The 22,337-nt window shown below is 71.9% G+C and carries 22 protein-coding genes and 1 tRNA gene; 7 read left to right on the plus strand and 16 right to left on the minus strand.

The genetic code is table 11. The features are described from left to right. Position 1: 1 nt before the first annotated feature. The 3 genes from ACYVDA_RS10995 to ACYVDA_RS11005 form a co-directional block, all read right to left on the minus strand. Positions 2-442, minus strand: coding sequence for a DUF350 domain-containing protein (locus ACYVDA_RS10995; RefSeq protein WP_460818317.1), 441 nt, complete (start codon positions 440-442; stop codon positions 2-4). Positions 443-523: 81 nt separating this feature from the next. Continuing rightward, positions 524-928 (minus strand): hypothetical protein, encoded by a 405-nt coding sequence (locus tag ACYVDA_RS11000; RefSeq protein WP_460818319.1) that lies wholly within the window; start codon positions 926-928, stop codon positions 524-526. Further along, positions 925-1,371, minus strand: coding sequence for a potassium channel family protein (locus tag ACYVDA_RS11005; protein ID WP_460818322.1), 447 nt, complete (start codon positions 1,369-1,371; stop codon positions 925-927). Before ACYVDA_RS11005 ends, ACYVDA_RS11000 begins: the two co-directional genes overlap by 4 nt. Positions 1,372-1,593: 222 nt before the next feature. Between ACYVDA_RS11005 and ACYVDA_RS11010 the strand changes: the two genes are divergently transcribed. After that, a complete protein-coding gene (locus tag ACYVDA_RS11010; protein ID WP_460818324.1) occupies positions 1,594-2,319 on the plus strand; it encodes a sulfotransferase-like domain-containing protein in 726 nt (241 codons plus the stop codon). A 10-nt stretch (positions 2,320-2,329) separates the two neighbouring features. Further along, positions 2,330-2,938 carry a mycofactocin system transcriptional regulator gene (gene mftR, locus ACYVDA_RS11015; protein ID WP_460818328.1) on the plus strand — a complete coding sequence of 203 codons (609 nt, stop codon included), beginning with the start codon at positions 2,330-2,332 and terminating at the stop codon, positions 2,936-2,938. A 4-nt stretch (positions 2,939-2,942) separates the two neighbouring features. On the opposite strand, the gene mftD is transcribed toward mftR, so the two are convergent. From mftD to ACYVDA_RS11030, 3 genes are all read right to left on the minus strand, one after another. Then, positions 2,943-4,217, minus strand: a complete 1,275-nt coding sequence (gene mftD, locus ACYVDA_RS11020) for a pre-mycofactocin synthase MftD (protein WP_460818333.1) — start codon at positions 4,215-4,217, stop codon at positions 2,943-2,945. A 113-nt stretch (positions 4,218-4,330) separates the two neighbouring features. Then, a tRNA-Lys gene (locus tag ACYVDA_RS11025) sits at positions 4,331-4,403 on the minus strand. 257 nt (positions 4,404-4,660) lie between these two features. Then, on the minus strand, positions 4,661-6,424 hold the full coding sequence (locus ACYVDA_RS11030; protein ID WP_460818335.1) for a hypothetical protein: 1,764 nt from the start codon (positions 6,422-6,424) through the stop codon (positions 4,661-4,663). A 364-nt stretch (positions 6,425-6,788) separates the two neighbouring features. Here ACYVDA_RS11030 and ACYVDA_RS11035 point away from each other — a divergent pair, with 364 nt between their 5' ends. Together ACYVDA_RS11035 and ACYVDA_RS11040 are read left to right on the plus strand one after the other, a co-directional pair. Then, positions 6,789-6,992 (plus strand): cold-shock protein, encoded by a 204-nt coding sequence (locus ACYVDA_RS11035; RefSeq protein WP_123235114.1) that lies wholly within the window; start codon positions 6,789-6,791, stop codon positions 6,990-6,992. Between the two features lie 153 nt (positions 6,993-7,145). Then, positions 7,146-7,307 carry a hypothetical protein gene (locus tag ACYVDA_RS11040; RefSeq protein WP_460818339.1) on the plus strand — a complete coding sequence of 54 codons (162 nt, stop codon included), beginning with the start codon at positions 7,146-7,148 and terminating at the stop codon, positions 7,305-7,307. An 18-nt stretch (positions 7,308-7,325) separates the two neighbouring features. Here the strand turns inward: ACYVDA_RS11040 and ACYVDA_RS11045 are convergent, their stop codons facing one another. Genes ACYVDA_RS11045 through ACYVDA_RS11055 form a run of 3 tightly spaced genes read right to left on the minus strand, consistent with a single transcriptional unit; the run spans position 7,326 to position 10,059 of the window. Then, positions 7,326-9,473, minus strand: coding sequence for a heavy metal translocating P-type ATPase (locus tag ACYVDA_RS11045; protein ID WP_460818342.1), 2,148 nt, complete (start codon positions 9,471-9,473; stop codon positions 7,326-7,328). A 44-nt stretch (positions 9,474-9,517) separates the two neighbouring features. Continuing rightward, positions 9,518-9,715 carry a heavy-metal-associated domain-containing protein gene (locus ACYVDA_RS11050; RefSeq protein WP_460818344.1) on the minus strand — a complete coding sequence of 66 codons (198 nt, stop codon included), beginning with the start codon at positions 9,713-9,715 and terminating at the stop codon, positions 9,518-9,520. A gap of 26 nt (positions 9,716-9,741) precedes the next feature. Further along, on the minus strand, positions 9,742-10,059 hold the full coding sequence (locus tag ACYVDA_RS11055) for a metal-sensitive transcriptional regulator (protein ID WP_460818346.1): 318 nt from the start codon (positions 10,057-10,059) through the stop codon (positions 9,742-9,744). A 73-nt stretch (positions 10,060-10,132) separates the two neighbouring features. Here ACYVDA_RS11055 and ACYVDA_RS11060 point away from each other — a divergent pair, with 73 nt between their 5' ends. Together ACYVDA_RS11060 and ACYVDA_RS11065 are read left to right on the plus strand one after the other, a co-directional pair. Further along, positions 10,133-10,789 (plus strand): DUF47 domain-containing protein, encoded by a 657-nt coding sequence (locus tag ACYVDA_RS11060; RefSeq protein ID WP_460818348.1) that lies wholly within the window; start codon positions 10,133-10,135, stop codon positions 10,787-10,789. Positions 10,790-10,792: 3 nt separating this feature from the next. Then, positions 10,793-11,794, plus strand: a complete 1,002-nt coding sequence (locus ACYVDA_RS11065; RefSeq protein ID WP_460818351.1) for an inorganic phosphate transporter — start codon at positions 10,793-10,795, stop codon at positions 11,792-11,794. A gap of 264 nt (positions 11,795-12,058) precedes the next feature. Here the strand turns inward: ACYVDA_RS11065 and ACYVDA_RS11070 are convergent, their stop codons facing one another. The 6 genes from ACYVDA_RS11070 to ACYVDA_RS11095 form a co-directional block, all read right to left on the minus strand. Continuing rightward, on the minus strand, positions 12,059-12,940 hold the full coding sequence (locus ACYVDA_RS11070) for a hypothetical protein (protein ID WP_460818353.1): 882 nt from the start codon (positions 12,938-12,940) through the stop codon (positions 12,059-12,061). Positions 12,941-13,372: 432 nt separating this feature from the next. Then, the gene (pstB, locus tag ACYVDA_RS11075) at positions 13,373-14,152 is read right to left on the minus strand and encodes a phosphate ABC transporter ATP-binding protein PstB (protein ID WP_460818356.1); all 780 of its coding nucleotides are present in this window, start codon (positions 14,150-14,152) and stop codon (positions 13,373-13,375) included. Between the two features lie 25 nt (positions 14,153-14,177). Next, positions 14,178-15,272 carry a phosphate ABC transporter permease PstA gene (pstA, locus tag ACYVDA_RS11080; protein WP_460818359.1) on the minus strand — a complete coding sequence of 365 codons (1,095 nt, stop codon included), beginning with the start codon at positions 15,270-15,272 and terminating at the stop codon, positions 14,178-14,180. Between the two features lie 67 nt (positions 15,273-15,339). After that, positions 15,340-16,281, minus strand: coding sequence for a phosphate ABC transporter permease subunit PstC (gene pstC, locus ACYVDA_RS11085; RefSeq protein WP_460818361.1), 942 nt, complete (start codon positions 16,279-16,281; stop codon positions 15,340-15,342). Positions 16,282-16,501: 220 nt separating this feature from the next. Next, positions 16,502-17,614: a phosphate ABC transporter substrate-binding protein PstS gene (gene pstS, locus ACYVDA_RS11090; RefSeq protein ID WP_460818365.1), complete on the minus strand. Its 1,113-nt coding sequence runs from the start codon at positions 17,612-17,614 to the stop codon at positions 16,502-16,504. A 178-nt stretch (positions 17,615-17,792) separates the two neighbouring features. Next, positions 17,793-18,695: an NUDIX hydrolase gene (locus tag ACYVDA_RS11095; protein ID WP_460818369.1), complete on the minus strand. Its 903-nt coding sequence runs from the start codon at positions 18,693-18,695 to the stop codon at positions 17,793-17,795. Positions 18,696-18,847: 152 nt separating this feature from the next. Here ACYVDA_RS11095 and ACYVDA_RS11100 point away from each other — a divergent pair, with 152 nt between their 5' ends. Continuing rightward, positions 18,848-19,930: a hypothetical protein gene (locus ACYVDA_RS11100; RefSeq protein WP_460818371.1), complete on the plus strand. Its 1,083-nt coding sequence runs from the start codon at positions 18,848-18,850 to the stop codon at positions 19,928-19,930. Between the two features lie 163 nt (positions 19,931-20,093). Here the strand turns inward: ACYVDA_RS11100 and ACYVDA_RS11105 are convergent, their stop codons facing one another. Further along, entirely contained in the window at positions 20,094-22,295 is a 2,202-nt protein-coding gene (locus tag ACYVDA_RS11105; protein ID WP_460818373.1) for an RNA degradosome polyphosphate kinase, read from the minus strand. Positions 22,296-22,337: the final 42 nt, after the last annotated feature.

The following is a 22,337-nucleotide window of genomic DNA, read 5'->3' on the forward strand; positions in this document are numbered from 1 at the left end:
GTCAGGCGATCGAGGCGCAGACGATCGCGGAGACGGCCAGGGTGGCGGCGGCCGACACGGTCGCCAGCGGGAGCACGGCCCCCGGGGTGCAGATCACCGCGCGCAGGTCGCCCGGCGTCACCGCGTCGATGGCCAGGAGCATGATGCTGTTCAGCGCGCAGCCGATCACGCCGAAGACCAGCGTCCACAGCAGCGCGTAGCCCAGGCTGGTCTCGCCGTTGGTCCAGATGGCGGTGAACAGCACGGCCCCGTTGCCCAGCAGCCAGGCCGCGCTGACCAGCGCGGCCGAGCTCGAGGCCGCGGTGTCGGGACCGCCGAGGAGGTGCCGGCCGAGGTGGCCGGGCGTCAGCAGGTCCAGCACGTAGTACGCCGCCACGAGGACGACGCCGGCGAGCAGGGCGTAGACGACCCCGTGGTAGACGGCGGACCAGAGATCGAACATGCGCGTGAGGCCTTTCGAGGACGGGAGGGCGAGCGGGTGGGTGGTGCGGGACGGGTCAGCAGGGCAGGTCAGCAGGGCGCGTCAGGAGGACGAGACGCCCTTGGAGGAGCCGAAGCCCCCGGACTTGGAGAAGGACTTGAAGCTGCCGCCGGAGTCGGGCAGGCCGCCGCGCTGGATGCTGCGCCCCGAGGTGCGGTACGCCGACCCGTTGAACGTGCCGCCGGAGACCCGGGACCCCATCGCCGGGATCGAGCCGGACGAGCGGGTGCCCAGGTAGTACCAGAAGAAGCCGCTGCCGACCCCGTTGTAGTCGTTGGGCTCGTCGCCGGGGTCGCACTGGCCGTCGCTGACCCGCTCGTTGGTCTGGGGGTCGACGCAGACGGCGGCCACGTCCGGGTCGCCGCCGCAGCCGGTCAGGGTGGAGGCGGCCAGGACGGTCAGCCCCAGGGGGACGGCCCGGCTCGCTCGGCGGGTGCGGGTGCTCATCGGTGGTGGGTGTCCCCTCGGTGGTGGGCGAGCAGGTCGTGGAGGCGCTCGGCGCCGAGGTCGTGCTCGGCGCGCGTGCGCAGCAGGAGGTTGTTCTCGCGGAGCAGGGCCAGCATCTCCCGCTGCTCCGCATCGGTGAACGCGTCGGGGTCGTGCAGGACCGTGCGCGTGAAGTGGGCGCCGACGCAGAGCACCAGCATCAGCATCAGCATGCTCAGCATGAAGACCACGGCGACCCCGCGGCCCGCGGTCGTGACGGGGGAGTAGTCGCCGTACCCGGTCGTGGTGCCGGTGACGACCGCCCACCACATCGAGGCCACCGGGCCGGTGCCCTCGATGGCCCAGTAGAGCCCCGAGCAGACCAGGAAGTCGCCGACGACGGCGAGCAGCAGCAGCCGGGGCGTGTTCACCACCGTGCGCACGACGTGCATGAGTCGGTCCACGAGATCCCCCTCGCCGCCACCTCGTGGGGGTGGCGGTCGTCGTCGTGAGCGAGCCGTCCGGCGTGAGCCTGCGGAGCCGGGCTGCCTGCAAGGTAGGCCACGCACCACCCGCCCGTCACGGGTTCGGCCCCCGTGTGTGTCCCGTGTCGCGGTCCCGCCACGCATGCCCGGCGCGGGAGCGGGGCACCCTGTGAGCCCTGTCCCTCTCGGCGAGGAGCCGCGATGCCCCATCCGATCACCGTCCTGTGGACCGTCCCCCGGTCGGTCTCGACCTCCTTCGAGCGGATGATGAGCGCCCGCGGCGACCACACCGTCCTCGACGAGCCCTTCTCGGTGTCCTACTACTACGGACCCGACCGACGCTCCGAGCGGTACGACGAGACGTTGCCCGAGAGCCGCGTCGAGGAGGTCCTGGCGGGGATCGAGGCGGCGGCCGAGGAGAGCCCCGTGTTCGTCAAGGACATGGCCTACCACGCAGCAGACCTGCTCGGTCCGGACCTGCTCGCCCGCTTCCGCAACTGCTTCCTGGTGCGGGACCCGGCGGCGGCGCTGCCGTCGCTGGGGCGGCGGTGGCCGGACTTCACCGACGAGGAGGGCGGCTGGTCCTGCCTGGACCGCGCGGCCGACGTGGTGGAGTCGCTGGGCCAGCCCCTGGTCGTCCTGGACGCCGAGACGCTGTGCCAGGACCCGGCCGGGGTAGTCGAGGCGTGGTGCGACCAGGTGGACCTGCCGTTCCTGCCCGACGCGCTGACCTGGGAGCCCGGCCTGCGCGAGGAGTGGACGCTGTGGGGCGACTGGCACGCCTCGACCGCGCGGTCGACCGGGTTCGAGGAGCTCCGGCCCGCCCCGCCCCCGCCCGGCGAGGACCAGCCGCGGCTGCAGGAGGCCTACGAGCAGGCGCTGCCCGTCTACGAGCGCCTCTCGGCCCACGCCCTCACCGGTCGGTAGCGTCGGCCGCATGGCCGCCGAGACCGTCCCGCCCGCGCGCCCCTCCGCGCTCGGACGGCCGGGCGTCACCACCCACGACGCCATCGAGCAGGGCGCCTTCCGGCTCTTCGCGCGGCACGGCTTCGAGGGCACCACGCTGAGCATGATCGCCGACGAGGTGGGCGTGGGCCGCCGGACGCTGACGCGCTACTACCCCTCCAAGAACGACATCGCCTGGGGCCGGTTCGACCTGACCCTGCGCGGGTTCGCCGACGTCCTCGCCGCGACCCCGCCCGAGGTGCCGCTCCACGTCGCGGTGCACCGGGCCGTGGTGGCGTTCAACCGGTTCCCCGCCGACGCGCGCCCCGGGCACCGCGAGCGGATGGAGCTAATCCTCGGCACCCCGGAGCTCCAGGCCCACTCGGTGCACCGGTACGCCGACTGGCGCGCGGTGATCTCGGCCCACGTCGCCGACCGCCTCGGGCTCGGTCCGGACGACCTGCTGCCCCAGGTGGTCGGACAGGTCTCGCTGGCGCTGACCATGTCGGCGTACGACCACTGGCTGCGGCGGCCGGGCTCGGACCTCGAGGCGCTCCTGGACCAGGCCATGACGGCCCTGCGGGAGCACCTCGAGGTGTGAGGTCCTAGCCCTGCGAGGCCACCCGCAGGCCCGGCGTCGCGCCCGTGGCGGGCACGCCCAGGGCGCGGTGGAAGCCCTCGGGGACCACCAGCAGGTCGGGCTCGAGCTGGTCGATCGAGGACAGCCCCATCCCCAGCAGCGCGGAGTCCACGCCGCCGCGCAGGACGTCGAGGACGTTCTCGACCCCGGCCTGGCCGTTGGCGGCGAGCCCCCACAGGTAGGCGCGGCCGATCATCACGGCCTTCGCGCCCATGGCGAGGGCCTTGACGACGTCGGAGCCACGGCGTACGCCGCCGTCCATGACGACGTCGACCTGCTCACCCACGGCGTCCGCGATCGAGCGCACGCAGCGGATCGTCGCCGGGGTGCCGTCGAGGTTGTTGCCGCCGTGGTTGGAGACCGAGATCGCCGCGACTCCGGCGTCGACCGCACGCAGGGCGTCGTCGACGCGGCAGACGCCCTTGAGCATGAACGGCCGCCCGCTGATCTGGTGCCACTGCTCCCGCATCCAGGCCACGTCGTCCCAGGTGGGGGGCGGGGTGGTCATCCACTCGTAGTAGGCGCCGAAGAAGGTCGGCGCGGGGCCGCCCCCGGGAGGAGCCAGGTTGGGTGCGGTCAGGTCGGGGATCGTGCCGGTCCGGCCGAACTCCCACATCCACCGCGGCCGCAGCGCGACCTGCGGCGCCATCCGCACCATCGTCTTGAGGTCGACCTTCTCGGGGATCTCCGGGCTGCCCCAGTCGCGCCCCATCGAGAACGACCAGTCGAGCGTGGCGATCAGGCCGACCGCGCCGGCGTCGTGGGCGCGCTGCATGCGCTGGACCATGACGTCGCGGTCGCCGGTCCAGTACATCTGGAAGAAGGTCTGCGGGTTGGCCGCCACGACCTCCTCGACCGACTTGGAGGCGAAGTTGGACAGGCCCATCACGACCCCGCGCGCCGCGGCCGCCCGGGCGACGGCCACCTCGCCGTCGGGGTGCACCGCCTGCACGCCGGTGGGGCTGATCATCACCGGCATCGAGAGCGGCTGGCCCATCACCGTGGTCTCCATCGACCGCTGCGCCTGGTGGCCGGCGACGTGCGGGGCGAACCCGAGCTCGCGGAAGGCCTGCTGGTTGTCCTCGATGGTCTGGCCGCGCTCGGAGCCGGCCACGAGGGCGCCGTACACGGGCTTGGGCAGGCGCTTGCGGGCCCGCTCCTGCGCCACCGCCACCGACTCGAACCACGGGTTCTGCTTCCAGGGGTTCTCGACCTTGGACAGCCACTCGGGCTTGCTCATGGGGACCTCTCCTCGCCTCGGTGTGGTCCGCACCACACTAATGGCACCGGTGGTCAAAATGAAGGGGGTGTGCTCGGGCGGGCGTACGCCGGGCGCACCCCTGGTCGGGCGGGTGGGCCCCGTGGGGATCGAACCCACAACCCGCGGATTAAAAGTCCGCTGCTCTGCCAGTTGAGCTAGAGGCCCCTCGTGCGGGGAGTCCCCGTGGGCACCGGTGAACACCGCCCGGGTGACCCGCACCGGGTGGAGCCTACCGAGGCGCCGGGCCCGACCCCGTGCGGACAGCCGCGCGTGCCTGCTCGCGCGGGTCCCTCACCACGAGGACATGCAGTTCGCCCCGACCCGCCGGTGTGCCACGCGTGGAGGCCTCGGGCCGAGGGCGAACTGCATGTCGTTGTGGTCGGCACGGCTCGGCTGCCGGCGTGGCGGCACCCGAGGTGTCCTCAGTCCTCGTCCGGCTCCGGCTCCGGCTCCGGCTCCGGCTCCGGCGTGCGCAGGTTCGCGCGGTGGTGCCGGACGATCTCGGCGAACTGCCCCGCCCGGACCTGCGTGCGGCGCAGCGTCACGTGCGACCCCTCGGGCTCGGCGAACGTCGCGGACCACGACGGCGACCTGGTGTCGGTGCCGAGGTCCACGTCGAGCGCCGGGTCGCGCAGGTCGATCCGGTCCACGGTGGAGCCCCGGGTGACCTCGAGGGTGCCATCGTCGACGGTCACGACGGTCGGCGACCAGCGCTCCAGCGCCCACAGGGCCGCGGCGGCCACCAGGGCCAGCACCACCACGAGCACCAGGTCCGACCCGGAGCTGTCGGCCACGGCGGAGAACCCGATCAGGACCGCGCCCACCGCGGCCAGGGCGGCGACGGCGCCGAGGGCGTAGCGGGGCGCCTCGCTCGGGGAGTACTCCACGAAGGCCGGGACGGAGGCGGTCGCGGCCGGCTCGGACGACGACCGCGCGTGCTTCCCGTGCTTCTTGCCGCCGGTGCCTGCGCCGTCGGTCGTCGCGTCGTCCTGGGGTCCGGCGGCGGCGTCGTCGTCCGCGTCGGCGTCGTCGTGGTCGGGCTGCTCGTCCGTGGCCTCGTCGGTCTCGGCCGCGCTGACGATCTCGTCGTCCTCGTCGGGGTGCTCGGACTCGGAGGCCCGGTCCCGCTCGTCCGTCCGCGCAGCGTCGTCGTGGGCGTCGTGGGCGTCGTGGGCCAGGTGACCCTCGTGCTCGGCTACGCCTTCGTGGTCCGTGTCGTCGCCCTGGTCCCCGTCGTCCCCGTCGTCCCCGTGGTCCACGCCCTCGTCGCGCGCTGACACGCCCTCGCCGTCGCTCGACGACTGGTGGGCGGTGGCGACCCCGGCGGCCAGCGCGGTGCCGACGGTGCCGGCGGTGCCGACGGTGGCGGACGAGTCGTGGTGCGAGTCGTCCTCGTGGTTCGCGTGGTCGCGCGGGGAGGTCGCTGGGTCCTGGTCCCGGTCCTCATGGTCCTGCTCGTCCGTCCCCTCCGGCGAGACCTCGTCCTGGTCCTCGTGGGAGGTGCCGGAGGCGTCCGGAGCGGGGGCGGGGTCTCGCGTGCCGTGGTCACTCGACTCGACGACGTTGCCGTCGGCGTCGACGACGGTCCCGTCGGCGTAGTGGTAGCGCCAGCCCTCGGGGCCGTCCGAGCCGTCGTGGTGGATCCAGGAGCCCTCCTGGTCGACGTCGTCCGCCGGGTCGGTGGCGTCGGCACCGTCGGTGGTCTCGGCCGTCGCGACCGCCGACTCCGACTCGGCCGGCGAGTCACCGTCCGTCGCCGTGCTCGCGGCGGGCGCGTCGGTGGCCGGTGGGGTGTCGTCCGCGGAGCGTGCGTCGCGCACCCGTCCGGTGAGGCGTGAGATCAGGCCCGGGCGGGCGTCCTGGTCACTGATGGGGTGCTCCTCGGTCCCGGTGGGGGCTGCGGCGGCCTGGGCAGCCATCGCAGCGCGTGCCACGTCGCGTGGGTCGACTCTGCCACCCGCACCCGCCGGGAGCCAGGGTTGACGCTGCTGCGGCGCCGGGTGGCCGCTGCGCGCAGGACGTGGCGGGGTGGGTGCGACCGCGTCCTGGCCGGTCCAGGCGGCGAGCGCGACGCTCACCGGGTCGAAGCGGTCGCGGCCGGTCTCGCGGGCGTCGCCGCGTCGGTGGGCCGCGGCGAGCTCGCGCGGCTGGGTCGGCGTACGTCGGGGTGCGTCGGGCTGGGACATGGGGCCTCCCGAGGACAGGTCGTGCGGTCGGAGCCGGGGGCCTCGGGTCGTGAGGCGCACCACAGCCATGGGGAGCCCAACGAGCCTCAGGTCGGGAGGACACGCTCGGGAAGCGTCCCGGCGGCGGCGTCCGGCGGCCGGTGATCCGAGAACCTCGCGCCCCGGGGTGGCGTTCCGGCCCCGTGTTGGTAGGGTTGGAGCACAGGGTGCGAGTTCCAGCGGTACACAACGCTTGTTGGAGTTTGTGATCCAACGGCGTTTCTTCTCTTGGCTCCAAGGCTTGCGAGGCGGGACGGCGTGTCACCGCATCCTGTCGTGGCCGCTGAAGTGGCGGTCTCGCCTCAGTAACAAGGAGAACATCAGCATGGCTCAGGGCACCGTGAAGTGGTTCAACGCCGAGAAGGGTTTCGGCTTCATCGCTCAGGAGAACGGTGGCGACGACGTGTTCGTCCACTACTCCGCGATCCAGTCGCAGGGCTACAAGTCCCTCGACGAGAACCAGAAGGTCGAGTTCGACGTCACCCAGGGCCCCAAGGGTCCCCAGGCGGAGAACGTTCGCGCGATCTGATCTGATCTTCGGAAGGCCCCGACCGGTGACGGTCGGGGCCTTTCGTGTCATCGGGACCACTACCGTCCGGTAGGTGGTTTCCCACTCTGTGAGACAGGGTAGACACTGGAAGCGGCCCAGCAGAGGGCCGTCCGGGAAGGGGATCAGTCCGTAGTGGATCCGTTCGACGTACGCCTCGAGGACGACGAGCTGCTCGACGAGGTCGAGCTCACCGCCAACCTCATCGTCGCGGCCAATCAGTCCGACGACAAGCTCTCTGCGACCGAGATCGACCGGGTGCTGGGGGTCATCCCCGCACCCCGCTCGCGCACCTGACGCGACCCACCGAGGTCCTCAGGGCCGGGAGCCGAAGCTCCGCAGCCGCAGCGAGTTGCCGACCACGCACACGCTCGAGGCCGCCATCGCCGCCCCCGCGAGCATCGGGTCGAGCAGGCCCAGCGCCGCCACCGGCAGGCCCACCACGTTGTAGGCGAAGGCCCAGAACAGGTTCTGCCGGATCACGGTGAACGTACGCCGTGACAGCCGCACCGCCGTGACCACGAGCTCGGGGTCCCCGCTGACCAGGGTCAGGTCACCGGCCTCGATGGCGGCGTCGGTGCCGGTGCCCATCGCCACGCCGAGGTCGGCCCGCACCAGGGCGGCCGCGTCGTTGACGCCGTCGCCGACCATGGCGACCACCTCGCCCGCCTCCTGGAGCCGCGCGACCTCGCCGGCCTTGTCCTCGGGCAGCACGCCGGACACCACGGTGGTGATCCCGACCTGCTCGGCCACGTGGCGCGCGGCGCTCTCGTGGTCGCCGGTCAGCAGCACGACGTCGAGCCCGAGGTCGCGGAGCCCGGCGACCGCCCGCGCGCTGCCGGGCTTGACCGTGTCGCCGACCGCCAGCACGGCGCAGGGGCGGCCGTCGAGGGAGACGACCACGGTGGTGCGGCCCTGCGACCGGGCCGTGGCGACGGCTCCGGCCAGCTCGACGGGCAGGTCGCCGTCGTCCGCGCGGCCCACGGCGACCTGGCGACCGTCGATCGTGCCGCTCACGCCTGCGCCGGGGTGGTTGGCGAAGTCGCGGACGGGCGAGGGCGCAAGACCCGCCCCGCCGGCGTACGCCGTGATGGCGCGCGCCACCGGGTGCTCGCTGGAGGCCTCGAGCGCGGCGGCCAGCCGGACCGCCTCGGGGTCGCCGGTGACCTCGTGGACCTGCATCCGACCGGTGGTCAGCGTGCCGGTCTTGTCGAGCACCACCGTGGTCAGCGCCCGGGACGACTCGAGCACCTCCGGCGTCCGGATCACCACCCCGAGCTGGGCGGCGCGACCGGTCCCGACGAGCATCGCCGTCGGGGTGGCCAGGCCCAGCGCGCACGGGCAGGCGATCACCAGGACCGCGACCGCGGCGGTCATCGCGGTCGCGACGTCGTGGCCGGTGACCAGCCAGGCGGCGAGGGTGAGCACGGCCAGGACGAGCACGACCGGGACGAACACCGCCGAGACCCGGTCGGCGAGCCGCTGGATCGGGGCCTTGCCGCTCTGCGCGTCGACCACCGACTGGCGGATGCGGGCCAGCAGGGTGTCGCGGCCGATCCGGGTGACCTCCACGACGAGCCGACCCTCGGTGTTCAGGGTGCCGCCGACGACCTCGTCGCCCACGGTGCGCTCGGCCGGGAGGCTCTCGCCGGTGACCATCGACTCGTCCACCGCGCTGGTGCCCTCGAGCACCCGTCCGTCGGCGGGGACCTGCGCGCCGGGGCGCACCAGCACGCGGGTGCCGGGGCGCAGCACCGCGACGTCCTCCTCGTGCGTGCTGCCGTCCTCGTCGAGCACGAGCGCGCGGGTGGCACCGAGCTCGAGCAGCGCCTGCAGGGCCGACCCGGCGCGGGACTTGGCCCGCGCCTCGAGCCAGCGGCCCAGCAGCAGGAACGTGGTGACGGTGGCCGCGGTCTCCAGGTAGAGGTGCATCCCGCCCGCGAGCAGCTGCACGACCGACCAGGCGAAGGCCACCAGCGTGCCGAGCGACACCAGCGTGTCCATCGTCGAGGCGCCGTGGCGGGCGTTGACGGCGGCGGCGCGGTGGAACGGCCACCCGGCGTACAGGACGACGGGGGTGGTCAGCACCAGCTGGAGCCACGGCAGCCGGGGGACGCCCGGCGCCATCGCCAGCACCAGGACGACCGCGGTGAGGGGCGCGGCCACCAGCAGCCGGTGCAGCAGGGCGCGGGCGTGGTCGGCCTGGTCGGCCGCCGGGTCGTCCTCGGGGCTGGGCAGGGACGCGCTGTAGCCGGTGCGCTCGACCGTGGCCACCAGCAGGTCCTCGTCGGCCAGGGCCGGGTCGAACTCGACGTGCGCCGAGGCGGTCGCCAGGTTGACCGTCGCCGAGACGCCGTCGAGCCGGTTGAGCTTCTTCTCCACGCGGCCCACGCAGGAGGCGCAGGTCATCCCGCCGACCAGCAGGTCGATCGACGCGCGGTGCTCGGGTGGTGCCTGCGTCATGGTGGCGCCCTTCTCTGCGGGTGGGGTGGCGGGGGAGGGGGCCGTCAGGCGACGGCGTACCCCGCCTCGTCGACGGCCTCGCGCACCTGCGCGTCGGTGAAGCCCTCGCCGTCGACCTCGACGCGACCGGAGTCGACGTCGACGCGCACCCCGGTGACGCCCTCGATGGTCTCGATCTCGCTGGTGACGGCGGCGGCGCAGTGTCCGCAGGTCATGCCGGTGACGGCGTACGTCGTGCTCATGGGGTGCTCCTTCTCGAAGGTGGGGTCTAGCTCTTCAGCAGGCGGGTGATGGCGGCGCTGGCCTCGGCGACCTTGGCCTCGGCGTGGGCCCGTCCCTCGGCGTCGCCGGCGGCCGCGCCGGCGACCGCGTCGGTGACGCAGTGGCCGAGGTGGTCCTGGACCAGGCCGACCGAGACGCTCTGCAGCGCGCTCTTGACCGCCGAGACCTGGGTGAGGATGTCGAGGCAGTAGACGTCCTCCTCGACCATCCGCTGCAGGCCGCGGACCTGGCCCTCGATGCGCCGCAGCCGGGTGAGGTACGCCGACTTCTGGTCGTGGTAGCCGGGGGCGGGGGTGTCGGTCACCCCGTCAGCCTACATACCCCCTAGGGGTATCTCAAGCAGGTCGTTGGCGCCCCCGGGCCCACCTGCGCCTAGCATGTTCCCCGTTCTGGTCCTGCTCACCTGGAGTCAACCCGTGGCCTTCCGCTTCAAGCCGGTGGACAACGTCTTCTACCAACTATTGACCGACTCGGCGAACAAGCTCGGCGAAGGAGCGGCGATCCTCGCGGAGCTGCTCGCCGAGTCCGCCGACCGTCCCGCGGTGGCCTCCCGGATGCAGGACGCCGAGCACCAGGCCGACGAGATCACCCACGCGATCGCGCAGCGGGTCAACTCCACCTTCGTGACGCCGTTCGACCGCGAGGACATCTACGCGCTCGCCTCGGGCCTCGACGACGTCATGGACTACATGGAGGAGGCGGTCGACCTGACCGTCCTCTACGAGGTCGGCGCCCTCCCGGCCGGGGTGGCCGAGCAGATCGAGGTCCTCCAGCGCTGCGCCGAGCTGACCGCCGAGTCCATGCCCAAGCTGCAGACCATGAAGGGCCTGCAGGAGTACTGGATCGAGATCAACCGCCTCGAGAACGCCGGCGACAAGAGCTACCGCCGGATCCTGGCCACGCTCTTCAGCGGGCAGTACGAGGCCCTCGACGTGCTCAAGCTCAAGGACATCGTGGACTCCCTCGAGCACGCGGTGGACGCCTTCGAGAAGGTGGCCAACATCGTGGAGCAGATCCACGCCAAGGAGTCCTGACCGGTGGACCTCGCGATCATCATCGCGGTCGTGGTGGTCGCCCTCGCCTTCGACTACACCAACGGGTTCCACGACGCCGCCAACGCGATCGCGACCTCGGTCTCGACGCGGGCGCTGACGCCGCGGCTGGCCCTGACGCTCGCCGCGGTGATGAACTTCGTCGGCGCCTTCCTGGGCCAGGAGGTCGCGCACACGGTCAGCGACACCATCGACCCCGGCAAGGGCAGCCACGCCCTGGTGATCGTGATGGCCGGGCTGATCGGGGCGATCGCGTGGAACCTGATCACGTGGTACTTCGGGCTGCCCTCGTCGTCCTCCCACGCCCTGATCGGCGGCCTGGCCGGCGCGGCGCTGACCGCCGGCGTGACCGTGAACTGGTCGACGGTGGTCGACAAGGTCGTCATCCCGATGGTCCTCTCGCCGCTGGTCGCGATCGTGCTCGGCTTCGCGCTGATGCTGGCCATCATGTGGATCTTCCGCCGCCGCTCCCCGAGCAAGGTGGGCCGCGGGTTCCGGCTCGCGCAGTCCCTCTCGGCGGCCGCGATGGCCCTCGGCCACGGCCTCCAGGACGCCCAGAAGACGATGGGCGTGATCTTCCTGGCGCTGCTCTCCGGCGGGTACGTCGGCGCCGACGACGACCTGCCGATCTGGGTCATCGTCGCCGCCGCCGGCGCGATCTCGCTGGGCACCTACTCCGGCGGCTGGCGGATCATGCGCACGCTGGGTCGTCGGATCATCCACCTCGACCCGCCCCAGGGCTTCGCGGCCGAGTCGGTGGCGGCCGGCGTGCTGTACACCACGGCGTACGTCTTCCAGGCGCCGATCTCGACCACCCACACCATCACCAGCGCGATCATGGGCGTCGGCGCCACCAAGCGCCTCTCCGCCGTCCGCTGGGGCGTCGCCCGCTCGATCCTCACCGCCTGGATCCTCACCTTCCCCGCCGCCGGCGCCATGGCCGCCGTGGTCTACCTGGTGCTCAAGCTGGCCCTCCAGCTGCCGTAGGTGGTGGGTCCCCGGGGGCTTGTCGGCGCCCGGACGGGTAGTCCCTGAGGCAGGGCTCTGCAAATGTTGCTGGGGTTCCCCTCGAGGTGCCCTCGGCGGCCCACCCGCGACATTCCCAACGGATGTCGATGCCAATGTTGCGACGAGTCCGGCCAGCGAGCCTGTGGTCAGTCCCGGCAGCAACATTTGCAGAGCGCTCTCAGGCCGGGCGGGCCGCACCGATGACCGCGACCTAGCTCGAGGCGGCCCTGTCAGGAGCGAATCTCAGGTAGCCGGTCGCTGAGCCTGGTCGAGACGAACGGCGTCGACCAGGGTCCTCTGGACGTACGTCGGGTTCTGCATCACCAGCACCCAGCTGAACCGCACGACCGTCCACCCGAGCAGCGCGAGCATGTTGTAGCGGCGGCAGTCACGCGTGAGGGCAGCGGACTCGCCGTGCCACTCGAAGCCCTCGCACTCGATGGCCAGCCGGCGGTCGGGGTCGGCGACGTCAGGGTGCAGGACGATGCTGGTGCCCGGTACCGGCACCGGGTGCTGCGGCAGCGCCGACAGGCCCGGCACCTGCATGGCCACCGCCCGCATCGTGGACTCCATCGGGTTGGCCGCGAGCTCGCTGGCCAGCCGAGCCACGCGGCGTGCGCGCTCCCGGCCCCGTCCGAGCAACCCGTCGGCCCAGGCCACGATCTCCGCGGACGTCGTGTCCTGGGCCCGCAGTGCGCTGTCGAGGATGGGGAGGGAGTCGGTCAGCGGGAGGTTGCGCATGCAGTCCACGAGGGTCCGGCGCGGCGTCGTCACGAGCCCGACGACGTCGCCGTCGTCGAGGGCCACCCAGTGCGGCAGGACGTGCTGTCGGGCCCTGGCCCCCACGTGCACGTGGCGAGGCACGGTCACCTCGGGCCGGACGGGCACTGCGCGCTGGGCCCACCCCCAGTGCTGGGCGGCACTGCGGTGCGACAGCACGCCGCCGACAGCCGCTGCCTGGCGGACGGTCGCGGGTGAGGTGGCGAGCACGTACCGCGACCGCCGTACCTCCTCCAGTACTCCCTGCTCCAAGGCCCGGGTGATGTCGTCGGCATCGACGTGACGTCGGAGCGCGGCCTGGTCGCACGCGCCCCCGAGGAGGGTCATCCGGCTCGTGAGATCCACTGGTGCAGCCTCGACGGCGCCGTACGACGCCCGCTCGTGGCGACCGCGCGCCTGTGGACGACGGCCGTGGGCGAGCACCCTGTGGACGGGCCGCCCGCCTGGTCCGGCGCGGGGTGGGAGGGGGTGGGTGCGCGTACTGGCCCGGCACCCATCCAGAGGGACCGGCGCGGCCCCGGTCTGATCAGCGCCCGGCCGCCTGCTGGGAGACTCCCGACCGCTCTGCAAATGTTGCGGCCGTGACTCGAGGGAACCCCTCTCAGCGTGCCACTGGCAACATTGGCATCGTCGTCCGTTGGGAATGTGGCCGGAGTCCCTCGTGTGGGGCCACGCCCAGCCCATCAGCAACATTTGCAGCGGGGGCGGGGCTCGTCGCACCCGACCGACCCAGGCGACCCGGCGCGGACCCGCCCAGCCCAGCCGCCGTACGCCGACCTAGCCGAAGCGCCCGGAGATGTAGGCCTCGGTGGCGGGCTCGTCGGGGACGGAGAAGATCTTCTTGGTGGGGTTCATCTCGATCAGCTTGCCGGGCTTGCCGGCGCCGGCGATGTTGAAGAACGCGGTGTCCTCCGAGACGCGGGCGGCCTGCTGCATGTTGTGGGTGACGATGACGATCGTGTAGTCGGTCTTCAGCTCGTGGATCAGGTCCTCGATCGCCGAGGTCGAGATCGGGTCGAGCGCGGAGCAGGGCTCGTCCATCAGCAGCACCTGGGGCTCGACGGAGATCGCGCGGGCGATGCACAGGCGCTGCTGCTGACCGCCGGAGAGGCCCATGCCGGGCTTGCTGAGTCGGTCCTTGACCTCGTTCCAGAGGTTGGCGCCCTTCAGGGAGCGCTCGACGACGTCGTCGGCGGCGGACTTCTTCAGCTTCTTGTTGTTCAGCCGCAGGCCGGCGAGGACGTTCTCGTAGATCGACATCGTGGGGAACGGGTTGGGCCGCTGGAAGACCATGCCGACCATGCGCCGCACCTCGACCGGGTCGACGGCGGTGTCGTAGAGCGACTGCCCGTCGATCACGATCTTGCCCTCGACGCGCGCGCCGGGGATGACCTCGTGCATCCGGTTCAGCGAGCGCAGGAAGGTCGACTTGCCGCAGCCGGAGGGGCCGATCAGGGCGGTCACCGAGCGCGCCGGGATGGTCACGGTCACGTCTTCGACGGCGAGGAAGTCGCCGTAGTAGATGTTGAGGTCAGAGACGTCGATGCTCTTGGCCATGGTCCTACTTCCAGTCTGGAGGGGCTCAGTGCCCGGTCTTAGGGGCGAAGATCTTGCCGATGACCCGAGCCACCAGGTTCAGCACCATCACGATCACGATCAGCACGAACGCACCACCCCACGCCATCGCGACCCCGGGGGCGTCGCCACCGTTGGGCGGCGGGATGCCGGGGTTGGCGTTCTGGGTGTAGATCAGGACCGGCAGCGTCATCATCCGCTGCGTGAAGACGTCGAAGTTCGTCGTGGTGGTGACGCCTGCGATCAGCAGCAGCGGGGCGGTCTCGCCCACGACGCGGGCGATGGCCAGGGTCACGCCGGTGACGATGCCGCCCAGGGCCGTGGGGAGCACGACCTTGACGATCGTGCGCCACTTCGGCACCCCCAGGGCGTACGCCGCCTCGCGGAGGTCGTCGGGCACCAGGCGCAGCATCTCCTCGGTGGAGCGCACCACGATCGGGATCATCAGCAGCGCCAGCGCGATCGAGCCGCCGAAGCCGGCGCGCGAGGCGGGCCCGAAGATCAGGATCCACAGCGAGAAGGCGAACAGGCCGGCCACGATCGAGGGGATGCCGGTCATGACGTCGACCAGGAAGGTGATGCCGCGGGCGAGCTTGTTGCCCTTGCCGTACTCCACCAGGTAGATCGCGGCGAGCACGCCGATCGGCACCGCGATCAGGGCCGCGAACACCGTGATCAGCAGCGTGCCGATCAGGGCGTGGTAGATCCCGACCGGCTGGTCGAGGCTGGTGCGGAACTGCGAGAACGTCAGGAACGTGGTGTTGATCTGGGGCGCGCCCTTGGCCACGACAGTCCAGATCAGCGACACCAGCGGCACCAGCGCGATCAGGAAGGCCAGCCAGACCAGCGAGGTCATCAGCCGGTCGACGGCCGAGCGGCGGTTCTCCACCACCAGCGACCAGACCGGCAGCAGGACGACGTACGCCAGCGCGGCGACGACCACGGTGCCGAACAGGCCCCAGCCGAGCGCGAGGCCGAGGATCAGGCCGAGGGCGACGGCGCCGGCACCGACCAGGGCGGGTGCCCAGCGGGGCAGCCGCGGGTGGACCAGCGACGGCGCGACGAGCGGGCGCTCGGCGGGACGGGTCTCGGTCGTGGTCATCGGGGTCCCCGCACGGTTGTCGCGCGGAGGAGCGCAGCGGGGGAGAGTGAGAACCGGGTGGGGTGATTCATCGTGCCATCTTCCGCTCGGAACGACCGACCAGCCAGCGCGCGGCGAAGTTCACCAGGAACGTGACCAGGAAGAGCACCAGGCCGGTGGCGATCAGGATCGTCACCTTGCCGGGCGTGCCCTCCTTGTAGTTCGAGGCGATGTTGGAGGCGATGCTCGCGGGGTTGGTCGAGGAGATCAGGTTCAGGGACACGCCGCCGCCGGCCGAGAGGACCATCGCGACGGCCATCGTCTCGCCCAGGGCGCGGCCCAGGCCGAGCATGACCGCCGACACCATGCCGGAGCGGGCGTAGGGGAAGACCGTCAGGCGCACCATCTCCCAGCGGGTGGCCCCCAGGGCCAGCGCGGCCTCCTGGTGCAGGCGGGGGGTCTGGCGGAAGATCTCGCGGGAGATCGCGGTGATGATCGGCAGGATCATGATCGCCAGGACAATGCCGGCGGTGAGGATCGTGCGACCGGTCGTCGAGGGCGGCCCGGAGAAGAACGGGATGAACGACAGGTGCGCGTACATCCAGTCGTACGCCGGCACCAGCTTGCGGGCCAGCACGTTGATGCCCCACAGGCCGAACACGACGCTCGGCACGGCGGCCAGCAGGTCGATGACGTACGCCGCGGGGGTCGCGATCGAGCGGGGCGCGTAGTGGCTGATCACCAGCGCGATCCCGAAGGCCAGCGGCGCGGCGATCACCACGGCGATCAGCGCCGCCAGGATCGTCCCGAACAGCAGCGGGCCGACGTAGGAGAGGAAGTTGGTGGCCCGCGGTCCGTAGAGCTCGGCGGGCTGGGTGAGGCCGGGGATGCCCTCGATGAGGAGGAACACGAAGACGCCGGCGAGGGCGACGAGGATGGACAGGCCGGCCAGCAGGGCCAGGCCGGAGAACACCCGGTCGCCGGGGCGCCGGCGGGCCTTGGCCGCGTCGGGGGCGACGGTGTCGATCACGAGCGATCCTTCGCAGGGTCTGGGGTCAGGGCGGGGGAGGTGCGGGTGGATCGGGTGGTGCGGTGCTGCGGCGCCGGCCCGTACGGCGTGTGCTCAGCCTCGCGGACGAGTCTGTGGGCAGCACCCCTGATCCGACAAACGGCGTGCGGCAGATCGTCGAGGATCCGCCGCACGCCATCCGGGCGGTCCGGGCCCGGTGGGGCCCGGAGTCGTCAGGAGATCAGGAGATCTTCTCGACGATCGCCTTGGCCTTGTCGGCGACCGAGGAGTCGAGCTCGGCGGAGCCCGCGTTCTTCGCGGCGGCGGCCTGGCCGTCGCTGGACACGGCGTACTCGAGGTAGTTCTTGACCAGCGCGGCCTCGCTGGCGTCGGAGTACTTCTGGCAGGCGATCAGGTAGGACACCAGCACGATCGGGTAGGCACCCGACTCGGTGGTGGTGCGGTCCAGGTCGACGGCCATGTCGACCGACGGGCGACCGGAGACGCCCTTGGAGATCGCGACCACCTTGGCGGCACCGGCGGCGCTGGGGGCGGTGTAGGCGCTGCCGACCTTGATCTTGGCCTTGCCGAGGCTGCCGGCCTGGCTCTCGTCGGCGTAGCCGATGGTGCCGTTGCCACCGGTGACGGCCGTGACGACGCCGGAGGTGCCCTCGGCGGCCTCACCCTTGGTCGGGAACGCGTCAGCGGCCTTGTAGGTCCACGCGCCGCCCGAGGCCTTGCTCAGGTAGTCGGTGAAGTTCTTGGTCGTGCCCGAGTCGTCCGAGCGGTGCACGGGGGTGATCGCGGTGCTGGGCAGCGAGGCCTTCGGGTTGTCGGCCTTGATGGCGGCGTCGTCCCACTTGGTGATCTTGTTGTCGAAGATCCCGGCGACCGTCTTGGGCGACAGCTGCAGGTCCGAGACACCCTTGAGGTTGTAGATGACCGCGATGGGCGAGACGTAGGCCGGGACCTCGATGGGGTCGCCGCCGCAGCGCTTCTTGGCGGCGGTCAGCTCACCCTGGTCGTCGGAGAGGTAGGAGTCGGAGCCGGCGAAGCTCACGCCCTTGGCGATGAACTGCTTGCGGCCGTCACCCGAGCCGACCGGGTCGTAGTTGACCGTCACGCCGCTGTGGGCGCCCTGGAAGCCGGTGGACCAGGCCTCCTGGGCCTTCTGCTGGGCCGAGGAGCCGGCGCCGGACAGGTCGCCGGAGAGCTCGGTGGAGCCGGCGGAGGAAGAGGAGGAGGACGAGCTGGAGCTCGTCTCGTTCGAGGCACCGCAGGCCGAGAGGGCGAGGCCGAGGGTGAGCGCGGCGACGCCGGGGAGGGCAACGCGACGAAGGGAAGTGCTGTTCACTTCAAGCTCCTGGGTTCACAAAGATGGTGGACACCAGGGAACCTAGGAAGGACAGGTGTCCGACCGGCTCGGAGCGGGTGAACGGACGGTGAACGCTGCCTGCCCGTCTGGCGTCGGCTGAGCGGGGCGGAGACGTACGTCACGTGAACAGCCCCAGGTCAGGGCTCTGGGCCGTCCGCTATGTCGCACTCGTCGGGGGACGCAGCCGCTCGACCGAGACGACCCTCCCGTCGCGGTGGTGGCAGACCACCAGCTCGCTGGGCGAGAGCGGCTCCTCGTCGACCCCGAGCAGGTCGAGGAGGCCGGGCAGGACGGGTCGGTGGGTGCAGACCGCGGTCGGCTCCGGGGTCCCCAGGGCGTCCTCGACGAGGTGCCGGACGGCCTCGGGGTCGTGCTTCTCCTCGGACAGGCCGGGCAGCTCCACCAGCGGCAGCACCTGCTCCTCGGCGTACGGCGCGAGGGTCTGGGTGCAGCGGGTGCTCGGGGAGCTGACCACCCGGGTGGTTCCGTAGGCGTGCAGCAGGCCGATGAGCGCCTGGGCCTGGGCGTGGCCGGTGTCGTTCAGCGGCCGCAGGGGGTCGGGACCGTCGTGGTCGCCCCGCTTGACCGCCTTGGCGTGGCGCACCACGACCAGCGCCGAGGTGCCGCGGCGCTGCTCGTGCCACTGCTCGAGGAGGTCCATGTCGTCGAGGTAGGTCAGCCGCTCCTTGGCCTCCCGCGGGCGGAACCAGCCCAGCTGGTCGACCTCGTCGTTGGGGACGTACGCCGACACGTCGTCGTCGCCGACCACGTGGCCGACCCAGTAGTGCACGGTCTTGGCGCGACCGCCGCTGACGGCGTACAGCTGGGGGCGGAGGGGGACCCCGAGCCGGATCTCGACCCCGGTCTCCTCCAGCACCTCGCGGATGGCGGTGGTGGTGACGTGCTCGCCCGGGTCCTGCTTGCCCTTGGGGAACGACCAGTCGTCGTACTTCGGGCGGTGGACGAGGAGGACCTCGCGTCCCTGCGGCCCCTTGCGGGCGACCACGGCCCCTGCGGCGACGACGTCGGGACCGGAGGCGACCAGGGGTTCAGGGGCCATGCGCCCATCCTCGCCCATCCCGGGTGTGGTTGCAGCGCTACCCTCGCCGAGTCGTGCGCCGGTCGAGCAGGGCCGGTGCCGGTCGGTCGAGCAGGGCCGCGAGGCCCGTCGTCGAGACTCCGTCCCCGCCCACCCCGCCCCAGGAGCAGCACGTGCCCGCAGCCCCCCGCCGCCGCACGCTGCTCGTCGCGCTCCTGGTCCTGGCCGTCGTGGCTGCCCTCGTGGTGGGCGGGAACACGGTGTGGAGGCGCACGCACCGCACCCCGATGCAGCAGGCGCTGGCCCTGGTGCCGGCGGCCTCGCTGCGGGTGAGCTTCACCGACTGGGACCTCGTGCGGCGCACGCTCCACGCCGACCTCGGGGCGAAGCCGTCCGCCTCCCGGATCGACGCCTTCCTGTCCAAGGCCTACGACGCCGACCTCTCCGCCGCCTCGAGCATCGACGGCTCGGGTCCCGCGCTGGAGGGCAAGTACGGCTTCGGGCCCGCGACGGCGCAGTGGGAGGCCTACGCGCAGTCCCCGCGGGGTGCCACGATGGTGCTGCGCCCGCGCGACGGCACCGACTTCGACGGGCTCGCCCGACGGTTGCGGAAGCTGGGGTACGACGCGCCGTCGACCCCCGACGGGGTCTGGCGGGGCGGCGCGGACCTGGTCGCCGCGCTCGACCCCACGCTGAGCCCCGAGCTGCAGTACGTCGTGCTGCTCAAGGACCAGGACGTCGTGGTCACCAGCGACACCGCGGCGTACGCCAAGGTCGCCGCGAAGGCCGCCCGGGGTGACGGCCCCACGGTCGACTCGGTCGCCGGCGTGTCCTCGATGGCGGCCCGCGTCGGTCGGCCGACCGACGCGATGACCTGGACGCGCGACTTCGCGTGCAGCGACCTCGCGATGAGCAAGGCCGACGACAACGACCAGCAGGTCGCCGACCAGCTCGTGCAGCGCGCGGGCGGCGTGACCCCGCTGTCCGGGCTGACGATGGCGATGCTGCCGAGCCGCACGCTCCAGGTCGTCCAGCACTTCGAGACCGACGAGGAGGCCCGCCGCAACCTGCGCCCTCGCGCCACCCTCGCGGTGGGCCAGGCGGTCGGGCGCAGCGGCTCCTTCTCCGACGACTTCCGCCTGACCCGCTCCAGCGCGGTCGACTCCGACGTCCTCCTCGACCTCCACCCCCGGCGCAGCGACAGCTTCGTCCTCTCCGCCCTCTACGACGGCCCCGTCCTCTTCGCCACCTGCTGACCGGCGTCGGCTCCGCGGCAGGTGGGGTGGCAGCGCGTGGGCGTCGGGGGAAGGCCGCGACGGGTCGCCTTGGCGAGGCTCGTGGACGGTGCGGGGCCGGCGTACGCCTGGTGGAGCGTCTCCAACCCCGATTTACAAGCCGCGTACGCCGCCGCCCTCCCCCTCAGGTGGTGCGGGTGCGGCGGCGCTGCTTGTGGGTCCGGATCAGGTGCTCCTGGAGGTTGATCAGGGGCTGGTCGTCGGGGGAGGTGACCTGGTGCCAGGCGCCCTCGGAGTCGAGCTCCCAGCCGCCGGTGTGGTCGTCGAAGGCCAGGTCGAGGAGGCCGCGGACCTCGTCGACCTCGGCGTCCGAGGGCAGCTTGACCAGCACCTCGACGCGGCGGTCGAGGTTGCGGTGCATCAGGTCGGCCGAGCCGATGTAGACGATCGGGTCGCCGCCGTTCTCCACCGACATGATCCGGCTGTGCTCGAGGTAGCGGCCCAGGATGGAGCGCACCCGGATGGTCTCCGAGAGGTCCTTGACCCCCGGCCGCACGGCGCAGATCCCGCGGATCAGCAGCTCGACGGGCACCCCGGCCCGCGAGGCCATGTAGAGCGCGTCGATGACGGCCTCGTCGACGATCGAGTTGGCCTTGATCCGGATCCGGGCGGGGCGCCCGGCGTGGTGGTGGGCCATCTCGGCGTGGATGAGGTCGACCAGGCCGCTGCGCACGGAGTCGGGGGCGACCATCAGCTCGGCGTACGACGCGTTGCGGCTGTAGCCCGAGAGGTTGTTGAAGAGGTGGGCGACGTCCTCGCCGATGGTCTCGTCGGTGGTGAGCAGCCCGAAGTCCTCGTACATCCGCGCGGTCTTGGGGTTGTAGTTGCCGGTGCCGATGTGGGTGTAGCGGCGGATGCCCTCGGGCTCGTCGCGCACCACCATCGCCAGCTTGCAGTGGGTCTTGAGCCCCACCAGGCCGTAGACGACGTGGCAGCCGGCGTGCTCGAGCTTGCGCGCCCAGCGGATGTTGGCCTGCTCGTCGAAGCGGGCCTTGATCTCCACGATCACCAGCACCTGCTTGCCGGCCTCGGCCGCGTCGACCAGGGCGTCGATGATCGGGGAGTCACCCGAGGTGCGGTAGAGCGTCTGCTTGATCGCCAGCACGTGCGGGTCGGCGGCGGCCTGCTCGATGAAGCGCTGCACCGAGGTGCTGAACGAGTCGTACGGGTGGTGCAGCAGCACGTCGCCGCGCGCGAGCGCCTTGAACACGTCGACCGGCGAAGCGGACTCGACCGGGGCCAGGCGCGAGTGGGTGACCGGCACGAAGTTGGGGAACTTCAGGTCCTCCCGGTCGAGGTCGGCGATGCCGTGCAGCCCGCGCAGGTCCAGCGGCCCGGGGAGGCGGAAGACCTCGGCGGCGGTGACGCCGAGCTCGGTGATCAGCAGCTCGAGGACGTGCTCGTCGATGTTCTCCTCGACCTCCAGGCGCACCGGGGGACCGAAGCGGCGGCGGAGCAGCTCCTTCTCCAGGGCGGCCAGGAGGTTCTCGGTGTCGTCCTCCTCGACCTCGAGGTCCTCGTTGCGGGTGACCCGGAAGGTGTTGACCGAGAGGATGTCCATGCCCGGGAAGAGCCGCTTGAGGTGCTCGCCGATGATGTCCTCGAGCGGCACGAAGCGCTGGTTGCCCAGGGGCACGAAGCGGGTGAAGGTCTGCGGGACCTTGACGCGGGCGAAGTGCTCCTTGTCGGTCTTGGGGTTGCGCACCAGGACGGCCAGGTTGAGCGAGAGCCCGGAGATGTAGGGGAACGGGTGCGCCGGGTCGACGGCCAGCGGCGTCAGGACGGGGAAGACCCGGTCCTTGAAGAGCCGCTTGCACTGCTTCTGCTCCTCGCGGTCCAGGTCGTCCCAGCGGACCAGCTCGATGCCCTCCTTGGCCAGGGCCGGCACGACCTGGTCGGCGAAGGCGTGGGCGTGGCGCGAGGCCAGCTCGCCGGTCACCCGCCAGATCTGCTCCAGCACCTCGCGCGGCATCATCCCCGAGGCGGCGCGCACGGCGACCCCGGCCGCGATCCGCCGCTTGAGGCCCGCGACGCGGACCATGAAGAACTCGTCGAGGTTGCTGGCCACGATGGCCAGGAACCGGGCCCGCTCCAGCAGCGGCAGGTCGGCGTTCTCCGCGAGCTCGAGCACGCGCAGGTTGAAGTGCAGCCACGACAGCTCGCGGTCCAGGAACCGGTCGGGGAACTCGGTGGTGTCGAACGCGACCTCGGCCGGGTCGTACGGCGGGTCCACGTCGAAGATGTCGGCCGGGACCACCCGCAGGCTCGGGTCGAGCGGGCCGTCGTCGGCGGAACCGGTGGCGGGCTGGAGGCTGTCGGAGGACATGGGCCCAGTGTTCCACTGCGAGGTGAACCTGGGGTGTCCTAC

The organism is Nocardioides korecus (genome assembly GCF_054778395.1).